The 25,354-nt window shown below is 63.7% G+C and carries 38 protein-coding genes and 1 pseudogene; 38 read left to right on the top strand and 1 reads right to left on the bottom strand.

The window, feature by feature from the left end; translation table 11 throughout:
- The first annotated feature begins 9 nt into the window (after positions 1-9).
- From HPY64_05480 to HPY64_05430, 11 genes are all read left to right on the top strand, one after another.
- Positions 10-873 carry an EamA family transporter gene (locus HPY64_05480; GenBank protein ID NPV66580.1) on the top strand — a complete coding sequence of 288 codons (864 nt, stop codon included), beginning with the start codon at positions 10-12 and terminating at the stop codon, positions 871-873.
- Between the two features lie 160 nt (positions 874-1,033).
- Positions 1,034-1,567 carry a peptide deformylase gene (gene def, locus HPY64_05475; GenBank protein NPV66579.1) on the top strand — a complete coding sequence of 178 codons (534 nt, stop codon included), beginning with the start codon at positions 1,034-1,036 and terminating at the stop codon, positions 1,565-1,567.
- Between the two features lie 83 nt (positions 1,568-1,650).
- On the top strand, positions 1,651-2,337 hold the full coding sequence (locus tag HPY64_05470; GenBank protein ID NPV66578.1) for a metal-dependent hydrolase: 687 nt from the start codon (positions 1,651-1,653) through the stop codon (positions 2,335-2,337).
- Positions 2,338-2,357: 20 nt separating this feature from the next.
- Positions 2,358-2,537 (top strand): hypothetical protein, encoded by a 180-nt coding sequence (locus tag HPY64_05465; protein NPV66577.1) that lies wholly within the window; start codon positions 2,358-2,360, stop codon positions 2,535-2,537.
- Between the two features lie 233 nt (positions 2,538-2,770).
- On the top strand, positions 2,771-3,463 hold the full coding sequence (locus tag HPY64_05460; GenBank protein NPV66576.1) for a hypothetical protein: 693 nt from the start codon (positions 2,771-2,773) through the stop codon (positions 3,461-3,463).
- 178 nt (positions 3,464-3,641) lie between these two features.
- The gene (locus HPY64_05455) at positions 3,642-4,016 is read left to right on the top strand and encodes a DUF2089 domain-containing protein (GenBank protein ID NPV66575.1); all 375 of its coding nucleotides are present in this window, start codon (positions 3,642-3,644) and stop codon (positions 4,014-4,016) included.
- A 130-nt stretch (positions 4,017-4,146) separates the two neighbouring features.
- Positions 4,147-4,362, top strand: coding sequence for a hypothetical protein (locus HPY64_05450; GenBank protein NPV66574.1), 216 nt, complete (start codon positions 4,147-4,149; stop codon positions 4,360-4,362).
- A gap of 3 nt (positions 4,363-4,365) precedes the next feature.
- Positions 4,366-5,520, top strand: a complete 1,155-nt coding sequence (locus HPY64_05445) for a hypothetical protein (protein ID NPV66573.1) — start codon at positions 4,366-4,368, stop codon at positions 5,518-5,520.
- A gap of 125 nt (positions 5,521-5,645) precedes the next feature.
- Complete coding sequence (locus tag HPY64_05440) at positions 5,646-6,650, top strand: GNAT family N-acetyltransferase (protein ID NPV66572.1); 1,005 nt, start codon at positions 5,646-5,648, stop codon at positions 6,648-6,650.
- Positions 6,651-6,715: 65 nt separating this feature from the next.
- A complete protein-coding gene (locus tag HPY64_05435; protein ID NPV66571.1) occupies positions 6,716-7,315 on the top strand; it encodes a hypothetical protein in 600 nt (199 codons plus the stop codon).
- A 41-nt stretch (positions 7,316-7,356) separates the two neighbouring features.
- A complete protein-coding gene (locus tag HPY64_05430) occupies positions 7,357-7,734 on the top strand; it encodes a hypothetical protein (GenBank protein NPV66570.1) in 378 nt (125 codons plus the stop codon).
- A 16-nt stretch (positions 7,735-7,750) separates the two neighbouring features.
- Here HPY64_05430 and HPY64_05425 read toward each other — a convergent pair whose 3' ends face one another.
- Positions 7,751-8,914, bottom strand: a complete 1,164-nt coding sequence (locus tag HPY64_05425; GenBank protein NPV66569.1) for a glycosyltransferase family 4 protein — start codon at positions 8,912-8,914, stop codon at positions 7,751-7,753.
- A 406-nt stretch (positions 8,915-9,320) separates the two neighbouring features.
- Here HPY64_05425 and rpsL point away from each other — a divergent pair, with 406 nt between their 5' ends.
- The 27 genes and pseudogenes from rpsL (at position 9,321) to HPY64_05290 (ending at position 25,347) form a co-directional block, all read left to right on the top strand.
- Positions 9,321-9,737 (top strand): 30S ribosomal protein S12, encoded by a 417-nt coding sequence (gene rpsL, locus HPY64_05420; protein NPV66568.1) that lies wholly within the window; start codon positions 9,321-9,323, stop codon positions 9,735-9,737.
- A gap of 60 nt (positions 9,738-9,797) precedes the next feature.
- Positions 9,798-10,268, top strand: a complete 471-nt coding sequence (gene rpsG, locus HPY64_05415; protein NPV66567.1) for a 30S ribosomal protein S7 — start codon at positions 9,798-9,800, stop codon at positions 10,266-10,268.
- Between the two features lie 41 nt (positions 10,269-10,309).
- Positions 10,310-12,409, top strand: a complete 2,100-nt coding sequence (gene fusA, locus HPY64_05410) for an elongation factor G (protein ID NPV66566.1) — start codon at positions 10,310-10,312, stop codon at positions 12,407-12,409.
- A 25-nt stretch (positions 12,410-12,434) separates the two neighbouring features.
- A pseudogene (gene tuf, locus HPY64_05405) lies at positions 12,435-13,627 on the top strand (elongation factor Tu).
- A 71-nt stretch (positions 13,628-13,698) separates the two neighbouring features.
- Positions 13,699-14,007, top strand: a complete 309-nt coding sequence (gene rpsJ / locus HPY64_05400; GenBank protein ID NPV66565.1) for a 30S ribosomal protein S10 — start codon at positions 13,699-13,701, stop codon at positions 14,005-14,007.
- Positions 14,008-14,125: 118 nt separating this feature from the next.
- Positions 14,126-14,773 (top strand): 50S ribosomal protein L3, encoded by a 648-nt coding sequence (rplC, locus tag HPY64_05395; protein NPV66564.1) that lies wholly within the window; start codon positions 14,126-14,128, stop codon positions 14,771-14,773.
- 19 nt (positions 14,774-14,792) lie between these two features.
- Positions 14,793-15,428 (top strand): 50S ribosomal protein L4, encoded by a 636-nt coding sequence (gene rplD / locus HPY64_05390; protein ID NPV66563.1) that lies wholly within the window; start codon positions 14,793-14,795, stop codon positions 15,426-15,428.
- A 10-nt stretch (positions 15,429-15,438) separates the two neighbouring features.
- Entirely contained in the window at positions 15,439-15,726 is a 288-nt protein-coding gene (gene rplW / locus HPY64_05385) for a 50S ribosomal protein L23 (protein ID NPV66562.1), read from the top strand.
- Positions 15,727-15,752: 26 nt separating this feature from the next.
- The gene (rplB, locus tag HPY64_05380; protein NPV66561.1) at positions 15,753-16,589 is read left to right on the top strand and encodes a 50S ribosomal protein L2; all 837 of its coding nucleotides are present in this window, start codon (positions 15,753-15,755) and stop codon (positions 16,587-16,589) included.
- 16 nt (positions 16,590-16,605) lie between these two features.
- On the top strand, positions 16,606-16,881 hold the full coding sequence (rpsS, locus tag HPY64_05375; GenBank protein NPV66560.1) for a 30S ribosomal protein S19: 276 nt from the start codon (positions 16,606-16,608) through the stop codon (positions 16,879-16,881).
- 11 nt (positions 16,882-16,892) lie between these two features.
- Positions 16,893-17,231 (top strand): 50S ribosomal protein L22, encoded by a 339-nt coding sequence (rplV, locus tag HPY64_05370; protein ID NPV66559.1) that lies wholly within the window; start codon positions 16,893-16,895, stop codon positions 17,229-17,231.
- Between the two features lie 7 nt (positions 17,232-17,238).
- Positions 17,239-17,910, top strand: coding sequence for a 30S ribosomal protein S3 (gene rpsC / locus HPY64_05365; GenBank protein NPV66558.1), 672 nt, complete (start codon positions 17,239-17,241; stop codon positions 17,908-17,910).
- Between the two features lie 49 nt (positions 17,911-17,959).
- The gene (gene rplP / locus HPY64_05360; protein ID NPV66557.1) at positions 17,960-18,394 is read left to right on the top strand and encodes a 50S ribosomal protein L16; all 435 of its coding nucleotides are present in this window, start codon (positions 17,960-17,962) and stop codon (positions 18,392-18,394) included.
- Entirely contained in the window at positions 18,394-18,621 is a 228-nt protein-coding gene (rpmC, locus tag HPY64_05355) for a 50S ribosomal protein L29 (GenBank protein ID NPV66556.1), read from the top strand. Before rplP ends, rpmC begins: the two co-directional genes overlap by 1 nt.
- Positions 18,614-18,955 (top strand): 30S ribosomal protein S17, encoded by a 342-nt coding sequence (rpsQ, locus tag HPY64_05350; GenBank protein NPV66555.1) that lies wholly within the window; start codon positions 18,614-18,616, stop codon positions 18,953-18,955. The genes rpmC and rpsQ overlap by 8 nt, the downstream gene beginning before the upstream one ends.
- Positions 18,956-18,961: 6 nt before the next feature.
- Positions 18,962-19,333: a 50S ribosomal protein L14 gene (gene rplN, locus HPY64_05345; protein ID NPV66554.1), complete on the top strand. Its 372-nt coding sequence runs from the start codon at positions 18,962-18,964 to the stop codon at positions 19,331-19,333.
- A 14-nt stretch (positions 19,334-19,347) separates the two neighbouring features.
- The gene (locus HPY64_05340; GenBank protein NPV66553.1) at positions 19,348-19,671 is read left to right on the top strand and encodes a 50S ribosomal protein L24; all 324 of its coding nucleotides are present in this window, start codon (positions 19,348-19,350) and stop codon (positions 19,669-19,671) included.
- Positions 19,672-19,702: 31 nt separating this feature from the next.
- Complete coding sequence (rplE, locus tag HPY64_05335; GenBank protein ID NPV66552.1) at positions 19,703-20,245, top strand: 50S ribosomal protein L5; 543 nt, start codon at positions 19,703-19,705, stop codon at positions 20,243-20,245.
- A 71-nt stretch (positions 20,246-20,316) separates the two neighbouring features.
- Positions 20,317-20,523 (top strand): type Z 30S ribosomal protein S14, encoded by a 207-nt coding sequence (locus HPY64_05330; protein NPV66551.1) that lies wholly within the window; start codon positions 20,317-20,319, stop codon positions 20,521-20,523.
- 10 nt (positions 20,524-20,533) lie between these two features.
- Positions 20,534-20,938 (top strand): 30S ribosomal protein S8, encoded by a 405-nt coding sequence (gene rpsH / locus HPY64_05325; GenBank protein ID NPV66550.1) that lies wholly within the window; start codon positions 20,534-20,536, stop codon positions 20,936-20,938.
- Positions 20,939-20,953: 15 nt separating this feature from the next.
- Positions 20,954-21,499, top strand: a complete 546-nt coding sequence (gene rplF / locus HPY64_05320; protein ID NPV66549.1) for a 50S ribosomal protein L6 — start codon at positions 20,954-20,956, stop codon at positions 21,497-21,499.
- A gap of 6 nt (positions 21,500-21,505) precedes the next feature.
- Positions 21,506-21,874: a 50S ribosomal protein L18 gene (locus HPY64_05315; protein ID NPV66548.1), complete on the top strand. Its 369-nt coding sequence runs from the start codon at positions 21,506-21,508 to the stop codon at positions 21,872-21,874.
- Positions 21,875-21,883: 9 nt separating this feature from the next.
- Positions 21,884-22,447, top strand: coding sequence for a 30S ribosomal protein S5 (gene rpsE, locus HPY64_05310; protein ID NPV66547.1), 564 nt, complete (start codon positions 21,884-21,886; stop codon positions 22,445-22,447).
- Positions 22,444-22,647: a 50S ribosomal protein L30 gene (gene rpmD / locus HPY64_05305; GenBank protein ID NPV66546.1), complete on the top strand. Its 204-nt coding sequence runs from the start codon at positions 22,444-22,446 to the stop codon at positions 22,645-22,647. Before rpsE ends, rpmD begins: the two co-directional genes overlap by 4 nt.
- Entirely contained in the window at positions 22,634-23,167 is a 534-nt protein-coding gene (gene rplO / locus HPY64_05300) for a 50S ribosomal protein L15 (GenBank protein ID NPV66545.1), read from the top strand. Before rpmD ends, rplO begins: the two co-directional genes overlap by 14 nt.
- Positions 23,168-23,297: 130 nt before the next feature.
- A complete protein-coding gene (secY, locus tag HPY64_05295; GenBank protein ID NPV66544.1) occupies positions 23,298-24,614 on the top strand; it encodes a preprotein translocase subunit SecY in 1,317 nt (438 codons plus the stop codon).
- A gap of 73 nt (positions 24,615-24,687) precedes the next feature.
- A complete protein-coding gene (locus HPY64_05290) occupies positions 24,688-25,347 on the top strand; it encodes an adenylate kinase (protein ID NPV66543.1) in 660 nt (219 codons plus the stop codon).
- Positions 25,348-25,354: the final 7 nt, after the last annotated feature.

Raw genomic sequence — 25,354 nt, 5'->3', positions numbered from 1 at the left:
CGGCGCTGCATGACCGCGTTGGCCATCCTGCTCGTGCTGATCTCCGCGGCGATGCACGCCATCTGGAACTACATCGCCAAGCGGGCCACCGCCAATGGCGCTGTCTTCACCTGGATGTTTGGCGCCATGGAGTTCTTCACGCTGGGGCCGCTGGCGCTGGTGGCGCTGGTGCAGGGAGGAAGCGCCCTGACACCTATGGATGTACTGTTCATCGTCGGCAGTGCGGCCCTGCATCTGCTGTACTTCCTGTTGCTGGCGGCCGGCTACCGGCGCGGCGAGCTGTCGCTGGTCTATCCGTTATCGCGGGGGACAGGGCCGTTGTTTGTCACGGTAGGGGCGGTTCTGCTGCTGGGCGAACAGCCGACGCCCCAGGCGCTACTGGCGACCCTGCTGATCGGTGCGGGGGTGATCGCGCTCAGCGGTGATCCGCGCAGCCTGCGGCGCTCAGCGGCGCTGCCGGGTCTCCTCTACGGCCTGCTCACCGCGCTGTCCATCGCGGCCTACAGCCTGTGGGATTCGTACGCCATGAGCCGCCTGCTGATCGCGCCGGTCGTCTACTCCTGGACGATCGGCTGGCTGCGCGCCGTCTTCCTGACGCCGTATGTGCTGACCCACCGGCAGGAAGTCCGGCGGGCCTGGGCGGTCGATCGCTGGCGGGCGCTGGCGGTGGCCCTGCTCAGCCCTGGCTCATACATCCTGATCCTGACCGCTCTGACCTTCAGCCCGGTGAGTTATGTGGCGCCGCTGCGCAGCGTGAGCATCCTGATCGGCGTACTGCTTGGGGCGCAGCTATTGCGGGAGGGGAATGCTCGCTGGCGGCTGGCCGGAGCCGCCGCCATGGTTGCTGGCGCGGCGCTGCTGGGCGCTGCCTGAGCATCGTGCGCCGGGCAGTTAACCGCGCCGGCGATGAAAGGCTCTCAACTGCCGCTTTTCGCCCTTTTGGCGGGCTGGTATAATCTGGCGCGATATGGTCAGAATTAAGGGCAAATCCGCCCGATGGCGGAATGAGCCGGGAGTACGGGGAGTACCGGGCATGGCACTACGGGAGATTGTGGTTCTGGGTAGCGAGCACGCTGAAGTCCTGCGGCGTAAAGCGCGGCGGGTGACCGTCTTTGATGACAGGCTGGGCAAATTGCTGGACGACATGGCGGAGACCATGCTGGCCGCGCCGGGTGTCGGCCTGGCCGCGCCGCAGATCAACGTCAGCCAGCGCGTGATCGTTGTCCGCCTGCCCGACGATGAACAGGCCCGCGAGGAATTCGGGGAGCAGGCCGGCGTGCTGTACGAAGTCGTCAACCCGGAGATCGTGCGCGCTTCTGAGGAACGGGTTGATGGCGTTGAAGCCTGCCTGTCCATCCCCGGCCTGTTCGGGACGGTTTCCCGGCACAAAGCGATCACGGTCAAGGGGCAGGATCGCCACGGCAAGCCCCGGCGCATCAAAGCCGAGGGCTGGCTGGCCCGGGTGTTCCAGCATGAGATCGATCATCTGGATGGTGTGCTGTACACCGACCGCGCCAGCGAAGTATGGCAGGAAGTCGCTGACGAGGAGACCCTGGCGGCCGATTAGCGCCGGTAAACACCTTGTACCGGCGCGCCTTTGACCTTATAGTGTTGGTAGGACGGGCGACTTCTCGACGAAGGAAGGGGAAGATGAGCATCCGGGTGACCTGGCTGGGGCATGCGGCCCTGGCCCTGGAAATCGACGGTACGCACGTGCTGGTTGACCCCTATCTCAGCGGCAACCCGCTGGCGGCAGCCGACCCGGCGACTATTCCCGCGGACTATATCCTGCTGACGCACGGCCATGGCGACCATGTCGGCGACACGGTGAGCATCGCCAAACGTACGGGCGCCAGAGTGATCGCCAACAACGAAGTCGCCCACTGGATCGCCCGCCAGGGCGTCCGCAATACGCATGGTATGAATCCGGACGGGGCGGTGAACTTCGGTTTTGCTCGTATCGCCCTGACGATGGCCGTCCACAGTTCCAGCCTGCCGGATGGTTCCTATGGCGGGCAGGCCAACGGCATCCTGCTGACAGCGCGCGATGGCCATCGGTTGTACCTGGCCGGGGATACCGGCTTGTTTGCCGATATGCAACGGATCGGGGCCAAGGGCATCGATCTGGCTGTGTTGCCCATTGGCGGCAACTACACGATGGGACCGGATGAGGCGCTGGAGGCCGTCAAGCTGATCGCCCCGCGCGCGGTGCTGCCGATCCACTATAATACCTTCCCGCTGATCCAGGTGGATGCGGCTGGCTGGGCGCAGCGCGTCCACAACGAGACGGCCAGCCGGGTGATCATCGTGGATCCGGGCGGCAGCTTCACCCTGTAGGGGCCGGAGAGGAAAAGCGCATGGTCTTGCGCTGGTCGGGAACGCTGGAATGGCTGCATAGCCGGGGGCGTGTGCCGCGCCGGCTGAAGCCATCGGTGATCCGTTGGCGACCACGCTGGCGGCCCCGGCGCTGGTTCGAGCGCCGGCCGTTGCGCGGGCTGAGCCGGCGGCTGGATGCGCTGACGATCAAGGGCCTGTAGAGCGGCTAAGTTCGGCTTGTCTGTGAAGGCGTGCAATGCATGTGGCGGCCTGCCGCATGCATTGTTTTTTTCGGCCCGGAACAAGCCGGGTCTCTCACCACATTTACAGGATTTCTTCACCGATTCTTCATAACGGTGTCACAAGTTCTTCATAACGATGGCTTATCTTTTGAAGCGCATCACTAACCATACACGGGTTTACCGTCATGCGCTCTAGCTGAAAGGAACCACTGATGAACCGCAAAGCAACCGTTATTTTCCTGCTGACTGCAATGGCGCTGGTGGGCGTTTTCGTCTTCAGTGCGGGAATTGCTGCCGCGCAGGGGCCGCGCAACGGGCGTGGCAACAATGTTACCCAGACCTCGCTGAACCAGAGTGGGGCGGCAGGCCTGCAACTGTGGACTCGCCAGCAACTCCGCGATCCGCTGGCGCCGGGTGCCGGGGCAGGAGCGATGCACCGCTGGAATGGTCAGAACGGACAAAACGGCCTGCGCGATCCGTATGCAACGCTACCGTCTTTCAGCGGTGAGTTGCCCGCTGAGGTCGCTGATGCCCTGCTGGCCGGACTGGCCGACGAATATCATGCCTATGCTGCTTATGAGGCTGTGATCGCGCAGTTTGGGTCGGTCGTGCCGTTTGTCGCCATCCAGCAAGCTGAGGCCAACCATGCCGCCGCCCTGGAACGCGCCCTGACCTACTACGGCGTGGATTACAGCGCTGTCACCGTTGAAACGCCTGAGGTGACCTTCGGGACACTGGCCGAGGCATGTGCCTTTGCTGCTGAAGCTGAAATCGCTAACTTCCAGCTGTACGACAACTGGCTGAGCACCGTGAGTGACTACCCCGATCTTGTGCAGATCTTCACTAACCTGCGCAATGCTTCGGAGTTCAACCACCTGCCTGCTTTCCAGGCCTGCGCCGGGTAACCCCTTTACCTGAGGATCTGATCACCGCCGCGCGTCCATACCGGATGCGCGGCATTTTTCGTGTCCGGCCTGCGCCAGCGGGGGGATTGCGGGCTTGACTTACGCATGTAGCTGTGATATTCTTCAGTTGAACATTGAAATTTCTAAGGTAAAGGTTAAATATCAGAAGGTGAGTGCCATGTATTCCGCACCACGCAGTTGCCCGATCTGCGGCGACGAGATGATCATCACCGGCCTGTACTGCCCCGGCTGCGACGCCAAACTGGAAGGGCATTTCGGCTTTGGCGGCCTGGGTGGGCTTTCTCCGGCCCAGCTCGCTTTTGTGGAAACGTTCGTCGCCTGTGAGGGCAAAATCACCCGCGTGCAGAAGGCGCTCGGCATCTCCTACCCGACTGTGCGCAGCCGCCTGGAGGAAGTGATCACGGCTATGGGCTACGAAGTGGGCGGCGAAGAGGATGAGATCGACGATGAATCCCTGCGCCGGCAGGTGCTGGACGACCTGGCCGCCGGGCGTATCACGCCCCAGGAGGCCGTCCGCCTGCTGCAGGGTTGACCGCGCCCGTTGAGGGGACGGGCGCCGCAGAGGGGAAGGGGCGCGCAGCCTGTCGAGGGGGCGGGCGGCGCGTCCCGCAATACCCCGCCTGTTATTCGGTCTGGTCGGAGCTTGATGAGGGGAAACAATCATGTGGGACAAGCTGGATACTTATGTGGCCGAAAAAACGCGGGATGAGTATGCTGCCCGGCTGCGCCGGGCCTACCACGAGCCAGGCCTGCTGGAACACGCGGCGGGCGCATTGTGGGCCGCTGTGGGCCGGGCCTGGCGGGCGGTGGTGCTGCAGCGGGCCAGCAGGCCGCGTGGTTCGTGGTCCGGGCAGCCGGATAGGCTCATGGAGGGATGATCGATGAGTTATCTTGAACTCACGCAGACCGGGACCCCCCGGCTGGTGATTGACCATGTCGGCGGAAGCCTGCGCCTGCGCGGCTGGGATCGCCGGGCTATCTCTGCCGAGGGCGACCGGGCGGAGATCCGTGAGGCTGAGGACGGTCGCTTTAACGTGAATGGCGCCGGCGATCTGACCGTGCGCGTCCCTGTGGACACCGAGATCGCTCTGACCACCGTCGGCGGTGACGCCAAGATCACCGGCGTCGAGGGGAGTGTCACGATTGGCAATGTCGGCGGCGACCTGGTGCTGCGCAAGATCGGGCCGGTCACCATCGACAACATCGGCGGCGACCTGCACCTCAAGAGCGCTGGCGGCGACGTTCGTATCCAGCATGTCGGCGGCGACGCCACCATCCGCGAGGTGGAGGGACAGGTGTTCATCGCAGCGGTGGGCGCTGACCTGTACCTGCGCGATGTCAACGGCCCGGCTGAGGTCGAGCGCATCGGCTCCGACCTGGTGCTGAGCACAGCTTATGTGCCGGGAGCCGTCTACCGCTTCCATGTTGGCTCTGATATCGTGTGTCGTATCCCGCCCGATCAGGATGTGCGCTTTCGCATCCTGGGCTGCGATGACCTGACCGTTGATGCCCCGGATGCCGAGGTGGTCGAAGGCGGGCAGTACGAGGAGATCGTCTGTGGTACTGGCGCGGCGCTGGTCGAACTGCAGGCCGGCGGCGAAATCCGCCTGGTGGGGCAGGACGAAGATTACCTGATGGCGATCAACGTCCAGCTTGAGGAGGAACTGGAGGCCCGTCTGAGCGGGCTGGAGGAGAAGCTCTCCGAGCAACTGGCCGGGCTGGACGAAATCCTGGCGGAAAAGGCCCGCCACATCCGCGAACGCGCTGAGCGTGAGGCCGAACGGGCCATGCGCAAAAGCGAGCGTGTGCTGCGCCAGGCCGAGCGTAACAACAAGATGGAACAGGGCAAGCGCAAGCGCGGTTTTACGTTGACTTTTGGCGGCGAGATCCCGCGTCCGCCGCGCCCGCCGGTGCCGCCCCAGCCGCACGATCCGGTCACAGACGAGGAACGGCTGATCATCCTGCGCATGGTGGAAGCCGGGCAGATCAGCGTGGAAGAGGCGGAGAAGCTGCTGGCCGCCCTGGAAGGACGTTAACAACAGGCGCGTTGTTGCCCTTGCTGCCCGGCAAAATACCGGCGCAGGCGTCTGTTCCGGTGTATTCTGGGAGCACCGGAACTGGCAGGCGCGGGCCGCGACCGGTGCGGCCATAGAACAGGGCAATGACGATGCATGCGGCGCTTTCCCAAACAAAGCGATCCAGTGGACTCCGGCGGGTGAATCTGGAGCGCGATCTACGGGCCATTGCCGCCCTGATCGAGGAAGCCTTCAGAGATGAAATGGACGCCGGGGGCCGGGCGACGATCAGCGAACTGCGCGGTCTCAGCCGCCTGGGGCCGCTGTTACGGGTGGCCGCGCTGGCCGACCGGATGTTGCGTGGGATCGGCCAGGGGTTTGTCTGGGAACAGGACGGGCAGATCGTCGGTAATGTGACGCTGATCCCGGCGGATTACCCGCCGGAGCTGGGCCGCACGATCATCATCGCCAATGTCGCCGTTGCCCCGGCCTACCGGCGGCGGGGCATCGCCCGCCAGTTGATGCTGGCAGCGCTGGAGAGCATTCGAGCGGGTGGCGCTACGGCGGCCATCCTGGAAGTGGATGCCGCCAATACCGGCGCTCAGCGGCTGTACGCTGGGCTGGGCTTCCGTACCCTGCGCACCTGGCATGCCTGGCGGCGCAGTAGCGAAGCGCCTCTGCCGCCACGCCTGCCCGACAGCCCGCCGATCACCCGTCGCCCGGAAGGGTTGTGGCGGGCGGAGTATGCCATGGCTACCCGCGCCTTTCCGCCGGAGCTGGGCGGTCTGGGCTGGCAGCGTCCGTTGCACCCGCGGGAGTTTCACCGTACCCCGGCGGGCCGGCTGGCCGAATTTCTGACCGGCTCCGCCACAGAACGCTGGATCGTCCGCGAGGGAGAGCGCGTGCGGGGAAGCCTGTGGGCCAGGACGTCTTTCGCCAGCGGTGTGATCCAGCTCACGTTGATCGTCCCGCCGGAGGAAAAGGGTCGCCTGGAGGAGCCATTACTGAACTACGGGGTGCGGCAACTGGCGCCGATCGAGCGTGCGCTGACCTGCGAGCACCCCGCTGATGATGAGCACGCTACCGAGGCGCTACGGCGCTGCGGCTTCGGCATTCGCCGGACGCTCACCCATATGCGTCTGGACTTCTAGACGAGCGGGCGGCCAGACGGATGGAAGGGCTACCTGCAGCAGGGATGGAGGAGAGGGATATCTTTATGGAACAGTCACAGGATCGCATCCTACAGATGGTCGCTGCAGGGGCCATCACAGCGGAGGAGGCCAACCGGCTGCTCGCCGCTATCGAGGGACCATCCGCTGCGGAAGATGCTGTTCCCGCTGCGTCGCTTTCAGCCGCCGACCTGCCGCGCATCAGCGATTTCCGGCGCGGCTGGCCACTGCCCTTTGTGGGGGCGACCTTTCTGGCGGTCCTCAGCCTGAGCAGGATCGCGGCGGGCCGCAGACGCCGCGGCGTCATCAGCCATCTGAGCAGAGGCTTCTACTGGCTGCTGGCTGTAGTTGGCGCTGCTGGTGCGCTGTTTTTCCTGTGGAGCCGGGATGCTCGCTGGCTGTATGTCAGGATCGATCAGGCGGATGGCCGCCGCTTTGCCCTCAGCCTGCCAGTGCCGGTGGGCGTGCTGGCTAAGCTGTTGCGGTTTTCCCGGCGCTTTAACACCGACCCTGACGTGATCGCCCAGCTAGACGCCGCCGAGGCGTTTCTCCGGGAGATGCAGGCTGAGATGGACGGTCCCGGTGGCCAGCCGCTGACAATCGATATCAACGATCAGGATCAGCATGTGCAGATTTACTTCCTGTAGGTGATCCCTGCAGGGAAGATACCAGAGAGGAATAGGAACACGTGGGAACAGCGGAAGAGCGGATGCGGATTTTGAAGATGCTGGAAGCGGGCACCATCACGGCTGACGAGGCGGCCAGATTGCTGCGGGCGATCAGCGCCGGGCGGGGTGGCGATGGTGGGCGGGCAGCCGGCGGGCGCGAGGCACGCTGGCTGCGTGTGCGCATCACCGATACTACGACCAACGCCACCAAGGTCAGCATCAACATCCCGATGGGGCTGGTGCGCACCGGTATTCGCATGGGCGCGCGCTTTGTCCCCACTGACGCCAATGTTGACTATCAGGAACTGCTGGACGCCATTCAGGGCGGCGAGACGGGCAAGATCTTCGAGATGGTCGATGAGGAGCAGGGGGAAAAGATCGAAATCTGGGCTGAATGACCCCCCCCGCAATCGTTCAGCGCCGGGCCAGCAGATCGTGGTACAGTGCCGCCAGGTCACGGGCCAGCCGGTCGATGCTGTAGCGTTCCAGCATGATCGCCTGTGCCCGCTGCGTGTCCGGGGGGGTGCGCAGGGTAGCCACGATCGCTGAGGCCAGCGCAGCAGCATCCCCCGGCGGCACCAGCGCCCCCAGCACACCGTCTTCCAACAGGGCCGGCACGCCCCCGACCGCCGTCGCTACAACCGGGCAGCCTCCAGTCAGCGCTTCGATCACGGCCACCGGAGTCCCCTCATTGTTGCTGCTGATTACCAGCGCGTCCAGGTCGCTGTAGACCGGGGCCAGGTCGCGTTGCCAGCCGGTAAAGGTGACGGCGTCACTCAGACCCAGGCGGGCGATCTGCGCCTCGACCGCCGCCCGCGTTTCCCCATCGCCCACAATCACGAAGCGTGCCTCCGGCACGGCCTGCCGCACCTGCGCCGCCGCGTCAACAAACAGGGCGTGGTTCTTGATCGGCACGAGTCGCCCCACGATTCCCACCAGCGGCGCATCCGCCGGGAGGTCCCAGGCCGCCCGGAAGGCCCCGGATCGGCGCGGCGTCGCGGCGAAAGGCGCCAGGTCCAGCCCCAGCCCCAGCACGCGGAATTTCTCGCGCGGCGCCACACAGTAGACATCCGCCAGTTCGTCACGCAGGCTGTCGGTCAGGGTGATGATCGCGTCGGTCATCCGCCCGGTCAGGCGTTCCAGCAGCAGGAACAGGCGCGTTCGGGCCGGGCCAAAGTAGCCGTGTAGAACATGCCCGTGAAAGGTGTGGACGATGACCGGCACGCCTGCCAGCCAGGCCGCTACCCGCCCTACAAAACCGGCCTTGGCTGTATGGGTGTGCACTACGTCCGGGTGCCAGCGGCGGATCAGGCGGTAGAGCGTCCAGAGCGTGGCCAGATCGCGCAGGGGATGCAGTTCCCGGCCCAGCGCCGGGATGACCACCGGCGTCACCCCCAGTTCCCGGGCGTAGTAGGACATGTCGCCCTCATCCGGGCCGATGTTGCCGCAGACGAGCATGCTCTCGAACTCCGGTGGGCTGAGCTTTGCCGTCAGCAGCGAGACGTGGATCGCCGGGCCGCCGATGTTCAGCCGGGCGATGATGCGCATGACGCGGGTCGGGCGGTGCGGTTGGGCCATGGTCATTGCCTGCAGAGCGCGGATAGGACGGGCAAATTGTAACCGCCGCCCGTTAGGAAAGGCAACGCCGGGTGGCGTGTGTGGGGGGCGGCTCTTTTCAGTTTTGGAAGAGAGGGTGGGGCTGTGGCCGGAACCTCCTACAGGTTTGGCGGGTAGGCCGAAAAAGGCTTGACTCCCCCATCTGCTCCTGCTATGATGTAAGTCCAATCCCGTCTATCACCCGGGGGCTATCCCTGCCTGTCAGGGCAATGGTCCGCCGAATTTAGTGAGCGTCGCAAGCCAGAGGCCAATTGCTTGAGTTGTTTGCGGGGTTGGCCTCGGCGCTTGTGAGGAAGCAGGGCAAGTAACGGGCGATTGGATTCGCCCGTTTGCGTGCAAGAACGGCAGCAAGACACGGAGAAACAGAATGCCGACTATCAACCAGTTGATCCGCAAAGGCCGCGAGGCCAAGAGGAAAAAGAGCTCCGCGCCCGCCTTGTTGTATACCTTCAACTCGTTCTCGCAGCGGCGCAAGCGCCGGCCCAAGGGGGCGCCGCAGAAGCGTGGCGTCTGCACCCAGGTGCGTACGATGACCCCCAAGAAGCCGAACTCGGCGCTGCGCAAGATCGCCCGCGTTCGTCTCTCCAACGGGATCGAGGTCACGGCCTATATCCCGGGTGAGGGCCATGGCCTGCAGGAGCACAGCGTTGTGCTGGTGCGCGGTGGTCGTGTGAAGGACCTGCCCGGCGTGCGTTATCACATCGTGCGCGGCACGCTGGATACGGATGGCGTCCAGAATCGGCAGCAGGGCCGCAGCAAGTACGGCGCCAAGCGGCCGAAGTAAGCGTCAGCGCCGGAGGCCATCGCCATCGGCTGGTAACCTATTGGTTTAAGGGAGTCAAGCATGCCCAGAAGGTATCGCCCCCCTAAGCGGGAAATCGCTCCTGACGTCCGTTATGGCAACGTCAAAGTCACGATGTTCATCAACCGCCTGATGAGGGCTGGCAAGAAGAGCGTCGCTCAGCGGATCATGTACGACGCGCTGGCCCTGGTCGAGGCCCGCAGCAAGAAGGACCCCGTCGAGGTCTTTGAGCAGGCGCTGCGCAATGTCACCCCGGCGGTTGAAGTCAAGCCGCGCCGTGTGGGCGGCTCCACCTATCAGGTCCCGGTGGAAGTTCCCCCGCACCGCGCCATGTCCCTGGCCATGCGCTGGATTCTGGAGAATTCGCGCAAGCGTGGTGGCCGTAACATGGCCGAGAAGCTGGCGGGTGAGTTGCTCGACGCGGCCAATAACCAGGGTGCCTCGATTAAGAAGCGCGACGACACCCATCGCATGGCGGAAGCCAACCGCGCTTTTGCGCACTATCGCTGGTAAAAGCGTCCCTGACGCACGAGTAAGTAACGAGTAGCAAAACTGTGGCTCAGAAGAACGACAGCAAGTCCCTAGACCTCGCCAGAGTGCGCAACATCGGCATCATCGCGCACATCGACGCGGGCAAAACAACTACCACCGAGCGGGTGCTCTACTACACCGGTCGGGTGCACCGCATGGGCGAGGTTCATGACGGCGCTGCCACCACCGATTATATGGAGCAGGAACGCGAGCGCGGGATCACCATCACCGCCGCTGCGGTTACTGCTTACTGGCGCGATCACCAGATCAACCTGATCGACACGCCCGGCCATGTGGACTTCACCGCCGAGGTGCAGCGCAGCCTGCGCGTGCTCGATGGCGGGGTGGTGGTCTTTGATGGCGTCGCCGGGGTTGAGCCGCAGTCAGAGACCGTCTGGCGGCAGGCCAACGAGTACCACGTCCCGCGCATCTGCTTCATCAATAAGTTCGATCGCGTCGGTGCTGACTTCGATCGCGTGGTCGAGATGATCCGCGAGCGCCTGCATGCCCAACCGGTGCCTGTCCAGCTCCCCTACGGCCAGGGTGAAACCTTCCGCGGAATCGTCGACCTGTTCGACATGAAGCTGGTCACCTACGGCGATGACCTGGGCACCCAGATTGAGCGCGTGGATATCCCCGCCGACTTCCTGGCCGAGGCGCAAGCCGCCCGCGCCCGGATGATCGAGACCATCGTTGAAAGCGACGACACCCTCATGGAGAAGTACCTCCTGGAGGAGACGATCGACAACGATGAACTGCGGGCTGCCCTGCGCAAGGCTACGATTGCCAATAAGCTTCAGCCCATCCTGGTTGGTTCCGCCCTCAAGAACCGCGGCGTGCAGCTCCTGTTGGATGCGGTGGTCGATTACCTGCCTTCCCCGCTGGATATCCCGCCCATTCAGGGCATCGATCCACGCACGGAGCAGCCGGTCATCCGCCATGCCAGCGATAATGAGCCGCTCAGCGCCCTGGTCTTCAAGATCATCACCGATCCTTTTGTGGGGCGGCTGGCCTTCTTCCGGGTTTACTCCGGCGTGTTGCGTGCTGGCAGCAGCGTGCAGAACACGTCCAAGGGCAAGAAGGAACGCATCGGGCGGGTCGTGCGCATGTTCGCCGACCGCCGGGAAGATGTGGAGGAGGTTCACGCCGGCGATATCGCCGCTACGCTGGGCCTCAAGGATACCTTCACCGGCGAGACGCTTTCCGACGCTGACGCCCCGATCCTGCTGGAGTCGATCACCTTCCCTGAACCGGTGATCTCGGTGGCAATCGAACCGAAGACCAAGGCCGACCAGGACAAGATGGCCGAGGCCCTGCGTAAGCTGGCTGAAGAAGACCCAACCTTTGTCGTCAAGGTGGATGAAGCCGTCGGCCAGACGCTGATCCACGGCATGGGCGAGCTGCACCTGGAGGTGCTGGTAGACCGCATGCTGCGCGAATTCAAGGTTGGGGCGCGGGTGGGCAAGCCGCGCGTGGCTTACCGCGAGACGATCACCCGACCCGTCCGGGCGGAAGGGCGCTTTGTGCGCCAGACCGGCGGCTCCGGTCAGTACGGCCATGTCGTTGTGGAATTCGAGCCGCTGCCGGAGGACTCGACGGAGAACTTTGTGTTCGAAAACAAGATCGTTGGCGGCACCATCCCCAAGGAGTACATCCAGCCGGTGAAGCGGGGCATTGAGGAAGCTATGACCGGTGGTGTGCTGGCCGGTTATCCGGTTACCCGCATCAAGGCAACCCTGGTGGATGGTAGCTACCACGAGGTGGACTCTTCGGAAATCGCCTTCAAGATCGCCGGTTCGCTGGCGCTCAAGGAAGGTGTCCAGCGAGGAGCGCCGATCTTGTTGGAGCCGGTGATGCGGGTGGAAGTGGTCGTACCTGAGGAATTCACCGGCGATATCATGGGCGACCTGTCGGCGCGGCGCGGCACGATCACCGGCATGGAACCGCGTGGCAATGGCTTCTCCTCGATCAAGGCCCTGGTGCCGATCGGCGAGATGTTCGGGTATGCCACCGTCATCCGCAACCAGACCCAGGGGCGTGGCAACTTCACCATGGAGTTCGCGCGTTACGCGCCGACGCCCCAGCATATCACCGATGAGATAGTCAAAGGCGGGAAGCGTTAGTTCCCGACTGTATCAGGAGGAAATGATGGCCAAGTTTGAGCGTACGAAGCCGCATGTGAATATTGGGACGATCGGGCATGTAGATCATGGCAAGACGACCCTGACGGCGGCGATCACCAAAGTGCTGGCGATGAAGGGGTGGGCCAATTTCGGGCGTTCGACACGATCGACAATGCGCCGGAAGAGAAGGCGCGTGGGATCACCATCTCGATTTCGCATGTGGAGTATGAGACGGCCAAGCGGCACTATGCCCATGTGGACTGCCCGGGGCACCGTGACTACATCAAGAACATGATCACCGGGGCGGCGCAGATGGACGGGGCGATCCTGGTGGTGAGTGCGCCGGACGGGCCGATGCCGCAGACGCGCGAGCACGTGCTGCTGGCCCGGCAGGTGGAAGTGCCAGCCATGGTAGTCTTCCTGAACAAGGTTGACATGATGGAAGACGAGGAGTTGCTGGAGCTGGTCGAGCTGGAGTTGAGCGAGTTACTGGAGAGCTACGAGTTTCCGGCGGACACGCCGATCATCCGTGGTTCGGCGCTCAAGGCGCTGGAAAGCCCCAGCACGGACCCGGACGCGCCGGAGTACGCTCCGATCTGGGAGTTGATGAACACGGTCGACGAGTACATTCCGACGCCGGAGCGGCAGATCGACCTGCCCTTCCTGATGCCGATCGAAGATGTCTTCTCGATCAAGGGGCGTGGCACGGTGGTGACCGGGCGCGTGGAGCGCGGCACGCTCAAGAAGGGTGAGGAAGTCGAGATTATCGGGCTGCGGGACGAGATCGTCAAGACGACCGTCACCGGCATCGAGATGTTCCACAAGGAACTCGACCAGGCCCAGGCGGGCGACAACGCCGGTATCCTGCTGCGCGGCATCGACCGCGACGAGGTTGAGCGGGGGATGGTGCTGGCTGCCCCCAAGTCCATCACCCCCCACAAGAAGTTCAAGAGCAGCGTCTATGTCCTGCGCAAGGACGAGGGCGGGCGCCACAAGGCCTTCTTCTCCGGCTATCGCCCCCAGTTCTACATCCGCACCATGGACGTCACCGGCACCATCACCCTGCCTGAAGGCGTCGAGATGGTCATGCCCGGCGATAACATCGAGCTGCAGGTCGAACTGATCACCCCCGTCGCCCTCGAACGCGGTTCCAAGTTCGCCATCCGCGAAGGCGGCCTCACCGTCGGCGCCGGTATCATCACCGAGATCCTGGAGTAAGCCACAGCGGCGCAGGGCGGGAGGCGGCGCTGCCGCAGCCCGCCCGACCGGACGCTGCCAGAGAGGAACCTATGGCCAAGCAGAAAATTCGTATCCGCCTGAAGGCGTATGACCACCGGGTGCTGGATCAATCAGCGCGGCGCATTGTCGAGACGGCAGAGCGCACCGGCGCGCGGGTCGTGGGGCCGGTCCCCTTGCCTACCCGCATCGAGCGCTTTACCGTGCGCCGTTCCACCTTCATCGACAAGGACTCGCACGAGCACTTCGAGATCCGAACGCATAAGCGCCTGATTGACGTCCTGGACCCGGACAGCAAGACGATCGATACCCTGATGCGGCTCAACCTGCCAGCAGGGGTGGATATCGAGATCAAGATTTAGCCCGGTCGAGCGGAAAGGCCCGTCAGGGGAAACTGCCCCTGACACACCAGAACGATGGGGATGATGTGGGCTCGCTCCCCCGTATCCGTGCGGCGGGCCACAGTCCCGTGGAGGTACCATGAAGGGCATCATTGGCAGAAAAATGGGGATGACCCAAATCTTTGACAGCAGCGGAACGGTAATCCCCGTGACCGTCATTCAGGCGGGGCCTTGCTATGTCACCCAGATCCGCACGGCGGATCACGATGGGTATACCGCCGTTCAGCTGGGCTTTGAGGAAACCAAGCCCTCCCGCCTGACCCGGGGTCAGCTTGGCCACCTCAAGCGCAACAATCTCCCTGCGCTCAAGTACCTGCGCGAGTTCCGGATCCGGAACGGGGAGGCTGGCGTGAAGGAAGGCCAGAAGATCACGGTGGGGAACACGTTTATCGTTGGCGACCGGGTGGACATTGTCGGCACCAGCAAGGGCCGCGGGTTCGCCGGGACGGTCAAGCGGCATGGCTTCAACCGCCAGCCGAAGACACATGGCCAGTCGGACCGTGAGCGCGCGCCTGGCTCAAGCAGCTCAACCACGACACCGGGCCGCGTCTTCAAGGGCACGCGCCGGGCTGGCCATATGGGCAGCCAGCGTGTCACGGCCCAGAACCTTGAGGTGATGGTCGTTGACGACGAGCACAACCTGCTGGCGGTCCGGGGATCGGTCCCCGGCGCCAAAGGCGGCGTGGTGGTGATCAAGCCTGCCCGCGCACACAAGAGCCGCCGGTAGGCCTCCAGGAGCATAAGACATGAAAGTTCCGGTGAGGAATATGGCTGGTAAAGAGGTGGATACCATCGAGCTACCGGCCGACATCTTTGAAGCAGAGATCAACATCGATCTGATGCACCAGGCGTATGTCCGCCAGATGGCGAACGCCCGCCTGGGCACTCACAAAGCCATGACGCGCGGCGAGGTCAACCGCACCAAGGCTAAGTGGTACCGGCAGAAGGGCACTGGCCGCGCACGCCATGGCAGCCGTAACGCACCGATCTTCGTCGGCGGCGGCAAGGCGCACGGCCCGCGCCCGCGCAAGTACACCCAGGCTATGCCGCGCAAGATGCGCCGGGCGGCCCTGCGCAGCGCCCTCAGCGCCTTGGTCCGCGACGATCAACTGGTGGTGGTAGACGAGTTCAAGCTGGACGAGGTCAAGACTCGTGCCGCCCGCGCGGCGCTGGAAGCGCTGGCCGGCACCGGCAGCAGCCTGGTGCTCCTGCCTGGCCGCGATGAGGTGGTGGAGCGCAGTGTGCGCAACCTGCCTAACGCCCGCGTGCTGCACGCCAGCTACCTGAATATCCGCGACCTGTTCAGCCATGACAAGGTCATTATGCCGCTCGGCGCGCTGGACGTGATCCGCTCGTACCTGAGCGTGGCGCAGGAGGGTTGACATGGCAGGCATCCATCTCTACGACGTCATCGTGCGCCCTGTGGTCACGGAAAAGACCAACGCCATGGCCTCCGATCATCGCCAGTACACCTTTGAGGTGGACATGCGGGCCAACAAGATTCAGGTCAAAGAGGCTGTTGAGCTGATCTTTGATGTGACGGTGGAACGCGTGGCGACGATGATCATGCCGGCCAAGCGCGGCCTGCGCGGTCGCCGGGTCTACCAGCGCACCAAGGCCTGGAAGAAGGCAGTGGTCACGCTGGCCCCAGGGCAGAGCATTGACCTGTTCAATCTGTAAAGCCTGAAGATCACAGGACGTGAATCATGCCAGTCAAGACGTATAAGCCCACATCCCCCGGCCGGCGTGACATGACGGGCTACACCTTCGAGGAAATCACCCGGAGCAAGCCCGAAAAGACGCTGCTGGAGGAGCTGAAGAAGCGCGCCGGGCGCAACAACCAGGGGCGCGTCACCGTGCGGCATCGGGGCGGCGGGCACAAGCGCCGCTATCGCATCATCGACTTCAAGCGCAACAAGTTCGATTGCGCGGCGGAAGTGGTGTCGATCGAGTACGACCCGAATCGCTCGGCCCGGATCGCCCTGCTGCGCTACGAAGACGGCGAACTGCGTTACATCATCGCGCCGCTGGGGCTGCAGGTCGGCGACCGGGTGCAGAACGGCCCAAACGCCGAGATTCGCAACGGCAACGCCCTGCCACTGCGCAATATCCCGGTCGGCACGGTCGTTCACAACATTGAGTTCCAGCCGGGGCGCGGCGGGCAGATGGCCCGCGCCGCCGGGACTTCCGCCCAGCTGCAGGCCAAAGAGGGCGCTTATGTCACCCTGCGGCTGCCCAGTGGCGAGATGCGCCTGGTCAGCCAGGAGTGCATGGCCACCATCGGCCAGGTCGGCAACACCGATCATGGCAATATCAAGCTGGGCAAGGCCGGGCGCAAGCGCTGGCTGGGCTGGCGGCCTACCGTACGCGGCTCCGCGATGGACCCCAACAGCCACCCGCATGGCGGCGGCGAGGGCCGTTCGCCTGTCGGTATGCCCGGGCCGAAGACCCCCTGGGGCAAGCCCGCTCGCGGCGCCAAGACCCGCCGCAACAAGGCGACCGACAAGTACATCGTCCGGCGGCGTGGGAGCAAGCGTCGGTAATTAAGGAGAGGCGAGTATGTCGCGTTCACTCAAGAAGGGGCCGTTCATTGACCCCAAGCTGCTGAGGCGTATCGAGGAGATGAACGAGAAGGGCGAAAAGCGTGTCCTGCGCACCTGGAGTCGCGCCAGCACGATCTTCCCCCAGATGGTCGGCCACACCGTGGCGGTTCATGATGGCCGCCGCCATGTCCCGATCTACATCACCGAGAACATGGTCGGCCACAAGCTGGGCGAGTTCGCCCCCACCCGTTTGTTCCGCGGCCATGAGGCTGAGAAGAAGAAGAAACGGTAAGGCGGAAAGATATGCGCGTTCAAGCTAGGACCAAATACCTGCCCATCTCGGCCCAGAAGCTGCGCCTGGTCATTGACCAGGTGCGCGGGATGCACGCCCATGAAGCGTCGGTCGTGCTGCAGCACATGCCCCAGAAGGGCGCAGCGCTGGCACGCAAGACACTCGAATCGGCCATTGCCAATGCCGAGGAGAACTTCGAGCTTAATCGTCAGGACCTGATCATCCACACTGCCGTGGTTGATGAAGGCCCAAGCCTCAAGCGCGTCAAAGCCGGGGCACGGGGCCGCTACAAACCGCGTGTCAAGCGGACTTCTCACCTGACTATCGTCCTCGAGGAACGAGAGGTTTAGCCAAACTATGGGCCGTAAAATCCATCCAATCGGCTTCCGCCTGAAGGTTAATCGTGACTGGGACGCCCGCTGGTTCGCCGAGGGCGATCGCTACCGCGAGCTGCTGCAGGAAGACTTCGAAATCCGCCGCAAGATCATGGCCGAAGGCGAACGGGCCGCGATCTCCCGCGTGGACATCGAGCGCTTCCCCAACCAGGTCGTGACCACGCTCTACACCGCCAAGCCGGGCATCGTCATCGGGCGCAAGGGCGAGAATGTCAAGGAATTGCGCACCGCCCTGGAGGCCCTGACCGGCAAGAAGGTCAAGATCGAGGTTGAGGAGATTGCCAAGCCCGATATGGACGCCATCCTGGTGGCTCGCAATATCGCCAGCCAGCTGGAGCGCCGGATCAGCCACAGCCGGGCTATGAAGCGTGCCGTCACCCAGGCCATGCGCCAGGGAGCACAGGGCATCCGTGTGCAGGTCAGCGGGCGCCTGGGCGGTTCTGAAATGGCTCGCCGCGAGTGGCAGGTCGATGGCCGCGTGCCGCGTAACACCCTGCGCGCCAATATCGACTACGGGACGGCGGAAGCCCTGACCGGTTTCGGGCGGATCGGTGTCAAAGTCTGGATCTACAAGGGCACCCAGCTGCCCGAAGAGCAGCCTGCCGAACCTGCCGACGTGTACGTCAGCCAGTAGCCAGTTGCCCCCGGGCATGGCACGGGCTGAGCGCTTGGAGTAAACGACTATGTTGATGCCAAAGCGGGTGAAATACCGCAAACAAATGCGTGGCCGCCGTACCGGGACAGCCTCCCGCGGCGCCAAAGTGCAGTTTGGCGAATACGGCCTGCAGGCGCTGGAACCGGCCTGGATCACCAGCCGCCAGATCGAGGCCTGCCGCCGTTCTATCGTGCGCAAGATTCGCCGCCGCGGGCGCGTCTGGATCCGCATCTTCCCGGACAAACCCGTGACCAAGCGAGCCGCCGAAACCCGTATGGGTAAGGGCAAAGGCTCCGTCGATCACTGGGTGGCCGTGGTGCAGCCCGGCCGTGTCCTGTTTGAGATGTCCGACGTGCCGGAAGAAGTGGCGAAAGACGCGCTGCTGATGGCCGCTTACAAGCTGCCCATCAAGACCAAGTTCATCAAACGCACGGACCCGATCACTGGCGAGGAGATGGCCTGATGCAACCCAAAGACATCCGCCAGATGGGCGACGCTGAGATCCGTAGCGCGATCGAAGACGCCAAGACCGAGCTGTTTAACCTGCGCTTCCAGCGGGCCGCTGGCAGCCTGGAGAATACCAGCCGTCTGCGCGCCCTGCGCAAGGATATCGCCCGCCTGTATACCATCCTGCGGGAACGTGAGATTGCTGCCGCGCTCGTCCGGCAGGAGGGGAAGGACAATGCCTAATTCCCGGCGGCGGCTGGTTGGCCGCGTGATCAGTAACAAGATGGACAAGACCGTGGTGGTGGCCGTGGAGACCGCCGTCCAGCACAGGCTGTATGGCAAGATCATCCGCACCACCAAGAAGTACCTGGCTCACGACGAATCGAACGCTATCCCGGTTGGGAGTGTCGTACGCATTGTCGAGAGTCGCCCGCTCAGCAAGCGCAAGCGCTGGGTGGTAGAAGCGGTGCTGACCCAGGGTTCCGAGGTGACGGCTGAAGTGATGGCCGCCGAGGCGGAAGCCCTGGAAGCAGGGGATGTCGCTGCGGTGACTCATCACGCCAGCGACAAGGAGTAGGCTGCCATGATTCAGAACGAGAGTCGGCTGGTCATTGCCGACAACACCGGCGCACGCGAGATCCTGGTCATTCGCATCCTGGGCGGCTCCAAGCGGAAGACCGCCACGGTCGGTGATATCTTCATCGGCGCCATCAAGTCGGCAGCGCCCCAGGGCGCGGTCAAGAAGAGCGAAGTTGTGCGCGCTGTCGTCGTCCGCACAGCCAAGGAATATCGCCGCAGCGACGGTTCCTACATCAAGTTTGACGACAACGCCGCGGTGATCCTGGACGGGGATACCAAGAACCCCAAGGGCACCCGTATCTTCGGGCCGGTCGCCCGTGAGCTGCGTGACAAGGGCTTCATGAAGATCGTCTCGCTGGCTCCTGAAACGCTGTAAGAGGAGCGCACATCATGCAACGCATCAAGAAAGGCGACACCGTTGAGGTCATCGCGGGCAAGGACCTGGGCAAGCGCGGCGAAGTCCTGCGCGTGCTGCCCAAGGAAAACCGCGTCGTCGTGGCGCAGGTGAATATCGCCAAGAAGCACCAGCGCCCTATGCAGGCCGGGCGGCAGCAGATCCAGCCCGGAATCATCGAGTTCGAGGCGCCGCTGCACGCGAGCAACGTTATGCTGGTGTGCCCCAAGTGCAGCGCGCGGACCCGCGTCGGCTTCCGCATCAATGAAGACGGGCGCAAGGTGCGGGTCTGCCGCAAGTGCGGCGCCGATATTGACTGAAGCTGTGAGGTAAAGACACATGGCCAAAGCCATTCCGCGTCTCAAGCAACGCTACCAGGACGAAGTCGTCCCGGCGTTGATGAAGGAATTCAATTTTGCCAACGTGATGCAGGTGCCGCGCGTTGCCAAGGTCGTGGTCAACGTTGGCGTGGGCGAAGCCCTGGATAACCCCAAGGCGCTGGAGTTCGCCGTGGCGGACGTGCGCACGATCACCGGCCAGAACCCGGTCGTCACCAAAGCCCGCAAGAGCATCGCCGCCTTCAAGCTGCGTGAAGGCCGTTCGATCGGGGTCAAGGTCGATGTGCGCGGCGAGCGCATGTGGTCGCTGCTGGACCGCCTGTTCAATGTCGCCTTGCCCCGCATGCGCGACTTCCAGGGCGTCAGCCCGGATGGATTTGACGGGCGTGGCAATTACACGCTGGGCCTGCGCGAGCAGCTCATCTTCCCGGAAATCCAGTACGACAAGATCGACAAGGTGCGTGGGATGGAAATCACCATCGTCACCACCGCCAGGAACGACGAGGAAGGGCGCGCACTGTTGCGCCTGCTGGGCATGCCGTTTGCCCGCAATTAATCGCTAACCACCCCGGCTGCGTGGTGTCCGTTTAAACACCCGCCGGGGCAGGAGGAGGTTTTTCCTGAACTATGGCCAAGAAGTCCATTGTCGCCCGTGAAAAGCGACGCAAGTACAAAATCCGCGTGCGCAACCGCTGCCAGTATGTAGACCCGAATTCGGGCAAGATCTGTGGTCGCCCACGCGGCTACATCCGTCGCTTCGGCCTGTGCCGTATTCACTTCCGTGAACTGGCGCTCCAGGGCAAGATTCCTGGTGTCGTCAAGTCGAGCTGGTAGGAGTGGCCTCATGCATAGCGACCCTATCGCAGACATGCTCACGCGGATCCGTAACGGCTTGATGGCGGGACACACCACGGTGAAGATCCCCAACTCCAAGCTTAAGCAGGAGATCGCGCGCATTCTCAAAGAAGAAGGGTATATCGTTGACTATCGGCTCGGCGACGAAAAGCCGTTCCCGATGATCAACGTGGAACTGAAGTACTACGGCGATCGCCGTCACCGCCGCCCGGTTATCACCGGCCTGGAGCGCATCAGCCGTCCGGGTCGCCGCGTCTATAGCGGACGCCGCGACCTGCCCTGGGTGCTCAGCGGCATGGGCATCGCCATCGTGTCGACCTCGCAGGGCGTCATGACCGCCGACGAAGCCCGTCGTCGGGGCGTTGGCGGCGAAGTCCTCTGCAAAGTGTGGTAAGGGAAGGGTCAAGCGATGTCTCGAATTGGTAAGAAACCCATTACCCTGCCAGCCAAGGTCCAGGTGGAAATCAAGGGGCCAGACGTGACCGTCAAAGGTCCCAAGGGCGAACTGCACCGTTCCTTCCACCCCGATATGCAGATCGCGGAAGAAAATGGCCAGCTCGTCATCACCCGCCCGACCGACCAGCGCCATCACCGCGCCCTGCATGGCCTGACCCGCGCCCTGCTCAGCAACATGGTGACCGGGGTCAGCCAGGGCTTCCGCAAGGAGATGGAGATCGTCGGGGTGGGTTACAGCGCCCAGATGGACGGCAACAAGCTGGTCCTCAAGCTGGGGTTCTCCCACGACGTGGTCATCGAGCCGCCGGAGAACATCAAGTTTTCGGTGGAAGAGCGCGGGCGGTTCATCATCGTAGAAGGCATTGACAAGCAAACGGTCGGCCAGGTTGCGGCTGATATCCGCCGGTGGCGCCCGCCGGAGCCGTACCATGGCAAGGGCATCCGCTACCGTGATGAGGTCGTGCGCCGCAAGGCCGGCAAAGCCGGGAAGGCGGGGTAGTGATCAATGGCTAAGACAAGTAAGAAGTATGTTGCGCGTCTGCGTCGGCACCGCCGCATCCGTGCGCATCTCTCTGGCACGGCAGAACGGCCACGCCTGAACGTCTTCCGCAGCAGCGAGCACATTTACGCTCAGGTGATCGACGACCAGGCCGGGCGTACCCTGGTCTCGGCCTCGACGATTGACGGCGAACTGCGCAAGCAGTGCGCCGACCTGAATAAGACCGAAGCTGCCCGCATCGTTGGCAAGGCGCTGGCCGCGCGGGCCAAGCAGGCAGGCATTACCACTGTTGTCTTTGACCGCGGCGGCTGGAAGTATCAGGGCCGGGTGAAGGCCCTGGCTGAAGGCGCCCGTGAAGGTGGCTTGGAGTTCTAGGAGTCGCACATGACTGGAAAACCGAATCGGGGACCCCGGCGCGACCGCCGCGAAGAAGAACGGGACGAGCTGGACGAGCGCGTCATTGATATCACCCGTGTCGCCAAAGTAGTCAAGGGTGGCCGCCATTTCGCCTTCCGCACCGTCGTTGTCGTTGGCGACAACAGGGGGCGGGTCGGCGTTGGCGTGGGCAAGAGCCGCGGTGTGCCGGATAGCATCCGCAAGGGTTCGGAGCACGCCCGCAAGGCTATGCGGGAGATCGCTCTGGAAGGCACCACCATCCCCCACGAGGTTGTGGGGCGCCATGGCGGGGCAGAGGTGCTGCTGCGCCCGGCCTCGCCGGGCACCGGCGTGATCGCTGCTGGTAGCGTCCGCGCCGTGCTGGAAGCGGTGGGCATCCATGACATCCTGACCAAGAGCCGTGGCAGTTCCAACACCCTGAATGTGGCTTTTGCCACCCTGGACGCGCTGCTCCAGCTCAAGCAGATCGATGAACTGGCGGCGATGCGCGGCAAGAAACCGGAAGACATCCAGCCGTTCTGGCGGCGCCGCAGACAGGAGACCCAGGCATGAGCACCAAAGCCCTGAAAGTCACCCTGGTCAAGAGCGTCATCGGTTACACCGAGCGGCAAAAGCGCACCGTCCGCGCCCTGGGGTTGCACAGGATGAACCAGAGCGTGCTCCACGCCGACACGCCCCAGGTCCGGGGCATGATCGCCAAGGTGGTGCACCTGGTGAATGTCGAGGAAGTTGAGCGCAATGAAACTGCATGACCTGCGTCCTAATCCGGGCGCCAAGAAGAAGAAAACACGCATCGGTCGCGGTATCGCTGCTGGCGGGGGCAAGACCTCCGGGCGCGGTACCAAGGGCCAGGGCGCGCGCAGCGGCCCGAACAAGGGCCTCTACTTTGAGGGTGGTCAGCTGCCGCTGGCCCGCCGTTTGCCCTTCAAGCGCGGCTTCAACAACATCTTCCGCATCGAGTACCAGGAAGTCAACCTGGACGCCCTGGCCGAGCGGTTTGAGAGCGGTGCGACTGTCACCCCCGCCAGTCTGGCCGAGCGCGGCCTGATCCGCGACGCCCAGCGGCCGGTGGTTGTCCTGGGTCGCGGCGAACTGGACAAGCCTCTCACCGTCCAGGCGCATCGCTTCTCCAGCGCCGCCCAGCAGAAGATCGAAGCGGCAGGTGGCAGGGTTGAAACGCTCAAGCTGGCGCTGACCGGCGCGCTGGCGACTGTCAAGAAACTGCGCAAGGAGCAACTTGCGGCGCTGAAGTCCCGCCAGCAGGCTGGCTGAGTCTGCGCTACAATCTCACCGCGCCTTCGGAATACGGCAGGGGGCGCGGTCTTTGCGCCCGCAGAGTCTGCGTCCGCAGAGACTGCGCCCCGGGGGCCGTACTATGTGGAGTTAAGCTGAGGACACACCCATGATCGAGGCTCTGAAGAACGCATTCCGCCTGCCGGATTTGCGCAACAAGCTGCTCTATACCCTGCTGATCCTGGTCGTGTACCAGTTCGCAGCCCATGTGCCCGTGCCGGGTGTGAACCGCGACGCCCTGCAGGCGCTGTTCAACAGCGAGGGCGCGGGGCTGGTCAACGTGCTGAACCTGCTGTCGGGTGGGGCGGTCCACAACTTCAGCGTGATGGCCAACGGCGTTTACCCGTTCATCACCGCCCAGATCATCATCCAGCTCCTGACGCCGATCATCCCGCAGCTGGAAGAAATTCAGCGCGAGCCGGGCGGCCAGGAAAAACTGAACCAGTACACCTACTACCTGGCGATCCCGATGGCGGCGTTGCAGGCCTGGGGGCAGATCAACATCTTCACCAGCCTGGCCGGCGGCGAGCAGATCGTGGCCGGCTTTGGCAGCGATCCGTTCATCACGCTCTCAACGATCATCACCATGACCGCCGGGACAATGTTCGCCATCTGGCTGGGCAACCTGATCACTGAAGACGGCATCGGCCAGGGCCTGAGCGTCATCATTTTCTCCGGCATCGTGGCCCGCGTGCCCTATAACTTGGGTCGCCTGATCCTCAACAGCCCTAACGCGCTGTTCAACATCGCGGTTTTCGTGGGCCTGACGGTCATCACCGTCATCGTCATCGTGGTGGTACAGGAAGGCGTGCGGCGCATCCCGGTGCAGTATGGCAAGCGCGTGCGTGGCCGTAAGATTTACGGCGGCGGCAGCACATTTGTCCCGCTGCGCGTCAACACGGCAGGCATGATCCCGCTGATCTTCGCCCAGAGCATCATGGCCTTCCCGGCAGTGATCGTCAGCCTGTTCCCCAAGGGGCCGGTAGGGGACGCCATCACCAATGCCTTCGGCAGCCAGCGGGGCTTCACCTACTGGTTCCTGTACTTCCTGCTGGTGGTGGGCTTCACCTACTTCTACACCGACGTCATGATCCAGAACCAGAAGCTGTCGGAAAATCTGCAGCGGCAGGGCGGTTTCATCCCCGGCCTGCGGCCCGGCAAGCGCACCCAGGACTTCATCACCCACGTGGTGCGGCGGATCACGCTGGTGGGCGCGCTCTTCCTGGGGCTGGTTGCTGTCCTGCCCGGTGTTGTACAGGGCCTCAATACCCTGTTCTTCCCGGAGGCGGCAGGGGACTTCGGCAGCAATCCTGCGCTCGTGATCAGCAGCGCTGGCTTGATCATCGTGGTCGGTGTGGTGATCGACACCATGCGCCAGCTGGAAGCGCAGCTGGTGATGCGCAACTACGACGCCTTTATGCGTTAGTGTGTGCCGGGTGAGGGCGGGGCGCCGGTCGTTGCGGCCGGCCCCCGGCCAGCGCAACCGTGAGGGAGAAACGATGTACCTGATCATCATGGGGGTCCAGGGCGCGGGCAAAGGCACTCAGGCTGCTGCTATCAAAGAGCGGTTGAACATCCCGCACATCACCAGCGGCGGGTTGTTCCGTGCCATGAAGGACCAGGATACCCCCCTGGCTCGCCAGGTGCAGGCCATCATGGCCCGCGGGGAACTGGTGCCGGATGATGTCACCATCCAGGTGGTCCGCGAACGGCTGATGCAGCCCGATGCCGCCCGCGGTTTCATCCTGGACGGCTTCCCGCGGACCCGCCCCCAGGCGGAGGCGCTTGACGCGCTGATGAACGCGCTGGGCCAGCAGATCACCGCTGTGCTTTACCTCCACATCGACGACGATGAGGCGGTTGAACGGATCAGCGGGCGGTTGCAGTGCACGCTGAACGAACAGCATATCTATCATCGGCGCTACAACCCGCCCAGTGTCGAGGGCGTGTGCGATGTCGATGGTGGGCGGCTCTTTACCCGCGACGATGACCAGCCGGAAGCCGTCCGCAAGCGCATCGCCGAGTTCCACCACAAGACCCGCCCGCTGCTGGACTACTACCGCGAGCGCGGGCTGCTGCGGGAGATCGCGGCGGACCGGCCTATCGAGGCAGTGACCGAGGCCATCCTGCAGATGCTGCAGGCCGATCAGGCTGAGTGAGGGAAAA

The sequence above is a fragment of the Anaerolineae bacterium genome (assembly GCA_013178165.1).
Lineage (GTDB): Bacteria > Chloroflexota > Anaerolineae > Aggregatilineales > Ch27 > Ch27.
Note: the sequence above shows the minus strand (reverse complement) of the source record. Positions and strands in the feature narration are given on the sequence as shown.

Excerpts from the sequence above, each read along its gene's own strand:
- def (NPV66579.1), top strand. The coding sequence starts at position 1,034 with ATGGCACTACGGGAGATTGTGGTTCTGGGTAGCGAGCACGCTGAAGTC.
- HPY64_05425 (NPV66569.1), bottom strand. The coding sequence starts at position 8,914 with ATGGCCCAACCGCACCGCCCGACCCGCGTCATGCGCATCATCGCCCGG.
- rpsE (NPV66547.1), top strand. The coding sequence starts at position 21,884 with ATGACTGGAAAACCGAATCGGGGACCCCGGCGCGACCGCCGCGAAGAA.
- rpsC (NPV66558.1), top strand. The coding sequence starts at position 17,239 with ATGGGCCGTAAAATCCATCCAATCGGCTTCCGCCTGAAGGTTAATCGT.
- HPY64_05470 (NPV66578.1), top strand. The coding sequence starts at position 1,651 with ATGAGCATCCGGGTGACCTGGCTGGGGCATGCGGCCCTGGCCCTGGAA.
- HPY64_05450 (NPV66574.1), top strand. The coding sequence starts at position 4,147 with ATGTGGGACAAGCTGGATACTTATGTGGCCGAAAAAACGCGGGATGAG.
- HPY64_05460 (NPV66576.1), top strand. The coding sequence starts at position 2,771 with ATGAACCGCAAAGCAACCGTTATTTTCCTGCTGACTGCAATGGCGCTG.
- HPY64_05455 (NPV66575.1), top strand. The coding sequence starts at position 3,642 with ATGTATTCCGCACCACGCAGTTGCCCGATCTGCGGCGACGAGATGATC.
- rplN (NPV66554.1), top strand. The coding sequence starts at position 18,962 with ATGATTCAGAACGAGAGTCGGCTGGTCATTGCCGACAACACCGGCGCA.
- rpsG (NPV66567.1), top strand. The coding sequence starts at position 9,798 with ATGCCCAGAAGGTATCGCCCCCCTAAGCGGGAAATCGCTCCTGACGTC.
- HPY64_05440 (NPV66572.1), top strand. The coding sequence starts at position 5,646 with ATGACGATGCATGCGGCGCTTTCCCAAACAAAGCGATCCAGTGGACTC.
- rplF (NPV66549.1), top strand. The coding sequence starts at position 20,954 with ATGTCTCGAATTGGTAAGAAACCCATTACCCTGCCAGCCAAGGTCCAG.
- rplB (NPV66561.1), top strand. The coding sequence starts at position 15,753 with ATGCCAGTCAAGACGTATAAGCCCACATCCCCCGGCCGGCGTGACATG.
- HPY64_05445 (NPV66573.1), top strand. The coding sequence starts at position 4,366 with ATGAGTTATCTTGAACTCACGCAGACCGGGACCCCCCGGCTGGTGATT.
- rpmC (NPV66556.1), top strand. The coding sequence starts at position 18,394 with ATGCAACCCAAAGACATCCGCCAGATGGGCGACGCTGAGATCCGTAGC.
- rplC (NPV66564.1), top strand. The coding sequence starts at position 14,126 with ATGAAGGGCATCATTGGCAGAAAAATGGGGATGACCCAAATCTTTGAC.
- HPY64_05290 (NPV66543.1), top strand. The coding sequence starts at position 24,688 with ATGTACCTGATCATCATGGGGGTCCAGGGCGCGGGCAAAGGCACTCAG.
- rplO (NPV66545.1), top strand. The coding sequence starts at position 22,634 with ATGAAACTGCATGACCTGCGTCCTAATCCGGGCGCCAAGAAGAAGAAA.
- rpsS (NPV66560.1), top strand. The coding sequence starts at position 16,606 with ATGTCGCGTTCACTCAAGAAGGGGCCGTTCATTGACCCCAAGCTGCTG.
- HPY64_05330 (NPV66551.1), top strand. The coding sequence starts at position 20,317 with ATGGCCAAGAAGTCCATTGTCGCCCGTGAAAAGCGACGCAAGTACAAA.
- rpsH (NPV66550.1), top strand. The coding sequence starts at position 20,534 with ATGCATAGCGACCCTATCGCAGACATGCTCACGCGGATCCGTAACGGC.
- HPY64_05465 (NPV66577.1), top strand. The coding sequence starts at position 2,358 with ATGGTCTTGCGCTGGTCGGGAACGCTGGAATGGCTGCATAGCCGGGGG.
- rpsL (NPV66568.1), top strand. The coding sequence starts at position 9,321 with ATGCCGACTATCAACCAGTTGATCCGCAAAGGCCGCGAGGCCAAGAGG.
- rplP (NPV66557.1), top strand. The coding sequence starts at position 17,960 with ATGTTGATGCCAAAGCGGGTGAAATACCGCAAACAAATGCGTGGCCGC.
- HPY64_05435 (NPV66571.1), top strand. The coding sequence starts at position 6,716 with ATGGAACAGTCACAGGATCGCATCCTACAGATGGTCGCTGCAGGGGCC.
- rpsJ (NPV66565.1), top strand. The coding sequence starts at position 13,699 with ATGGCCAAGCAGAAAATTCGTATCCGCCTGAAGGCGTATGACCACCGG.
- rplV (NPV66559.1), top strand. The coding sequence starts at position 16,893 with ATGCGCGTTCAAGCTAGGACCAAATACCTGCCCATCTCGGCCCAGAAG.
- HPY64_05315 (NPV66548.1), top strand. The coding sequence starts at position 21,506 with ATGGCTAAGACAAGTAAGAAGTATGTTGCGCGTCTGCGTCGGCACCGC.
- rpsQ (NPV66555.1), top strand. The coding sequence starts at position 18,614 with ATGCCTAATTCCCGGCGGCGGCTGGTTGGCCGCGTGATCAGTAACAAG.
- HPY64_05340 (NPV66553.1), top strand. The coding sequence starts at position 19,348 with ATGCAACGCATCAAGAAAGGCGACACCGTTGAGGTCATCGCGGGCAAG.
- rpmD (NPV66546.1), top strand. The coding sequence starts at position 22,444 with ATGAGCACCAAAGCCCTGAAAGTCACCCTGGTCAAGAGCGTCATCGGT.
- rplD (NPV66563.1), top strand. The coding sequence starts at position 14,793 with ATGAAAGTTCCGGTGAGGAATATGGCTGGTAAAGAGGTGGATACCATC.
- secY (NPV66544.1), top strand. The coding sequence starts at position 23,298 with ATGATCGAGGCTCTGAAGAACGCATTCCGCCTGCCGGATTTGCGCAAC.
- HPY64_05480 (NPV66580.1), top strand. The coding sequence starts at position 10 with ATGACCGCGTTGGCCATCCTGCTCGTGCTGATCTCCGCGGCGATGCAC.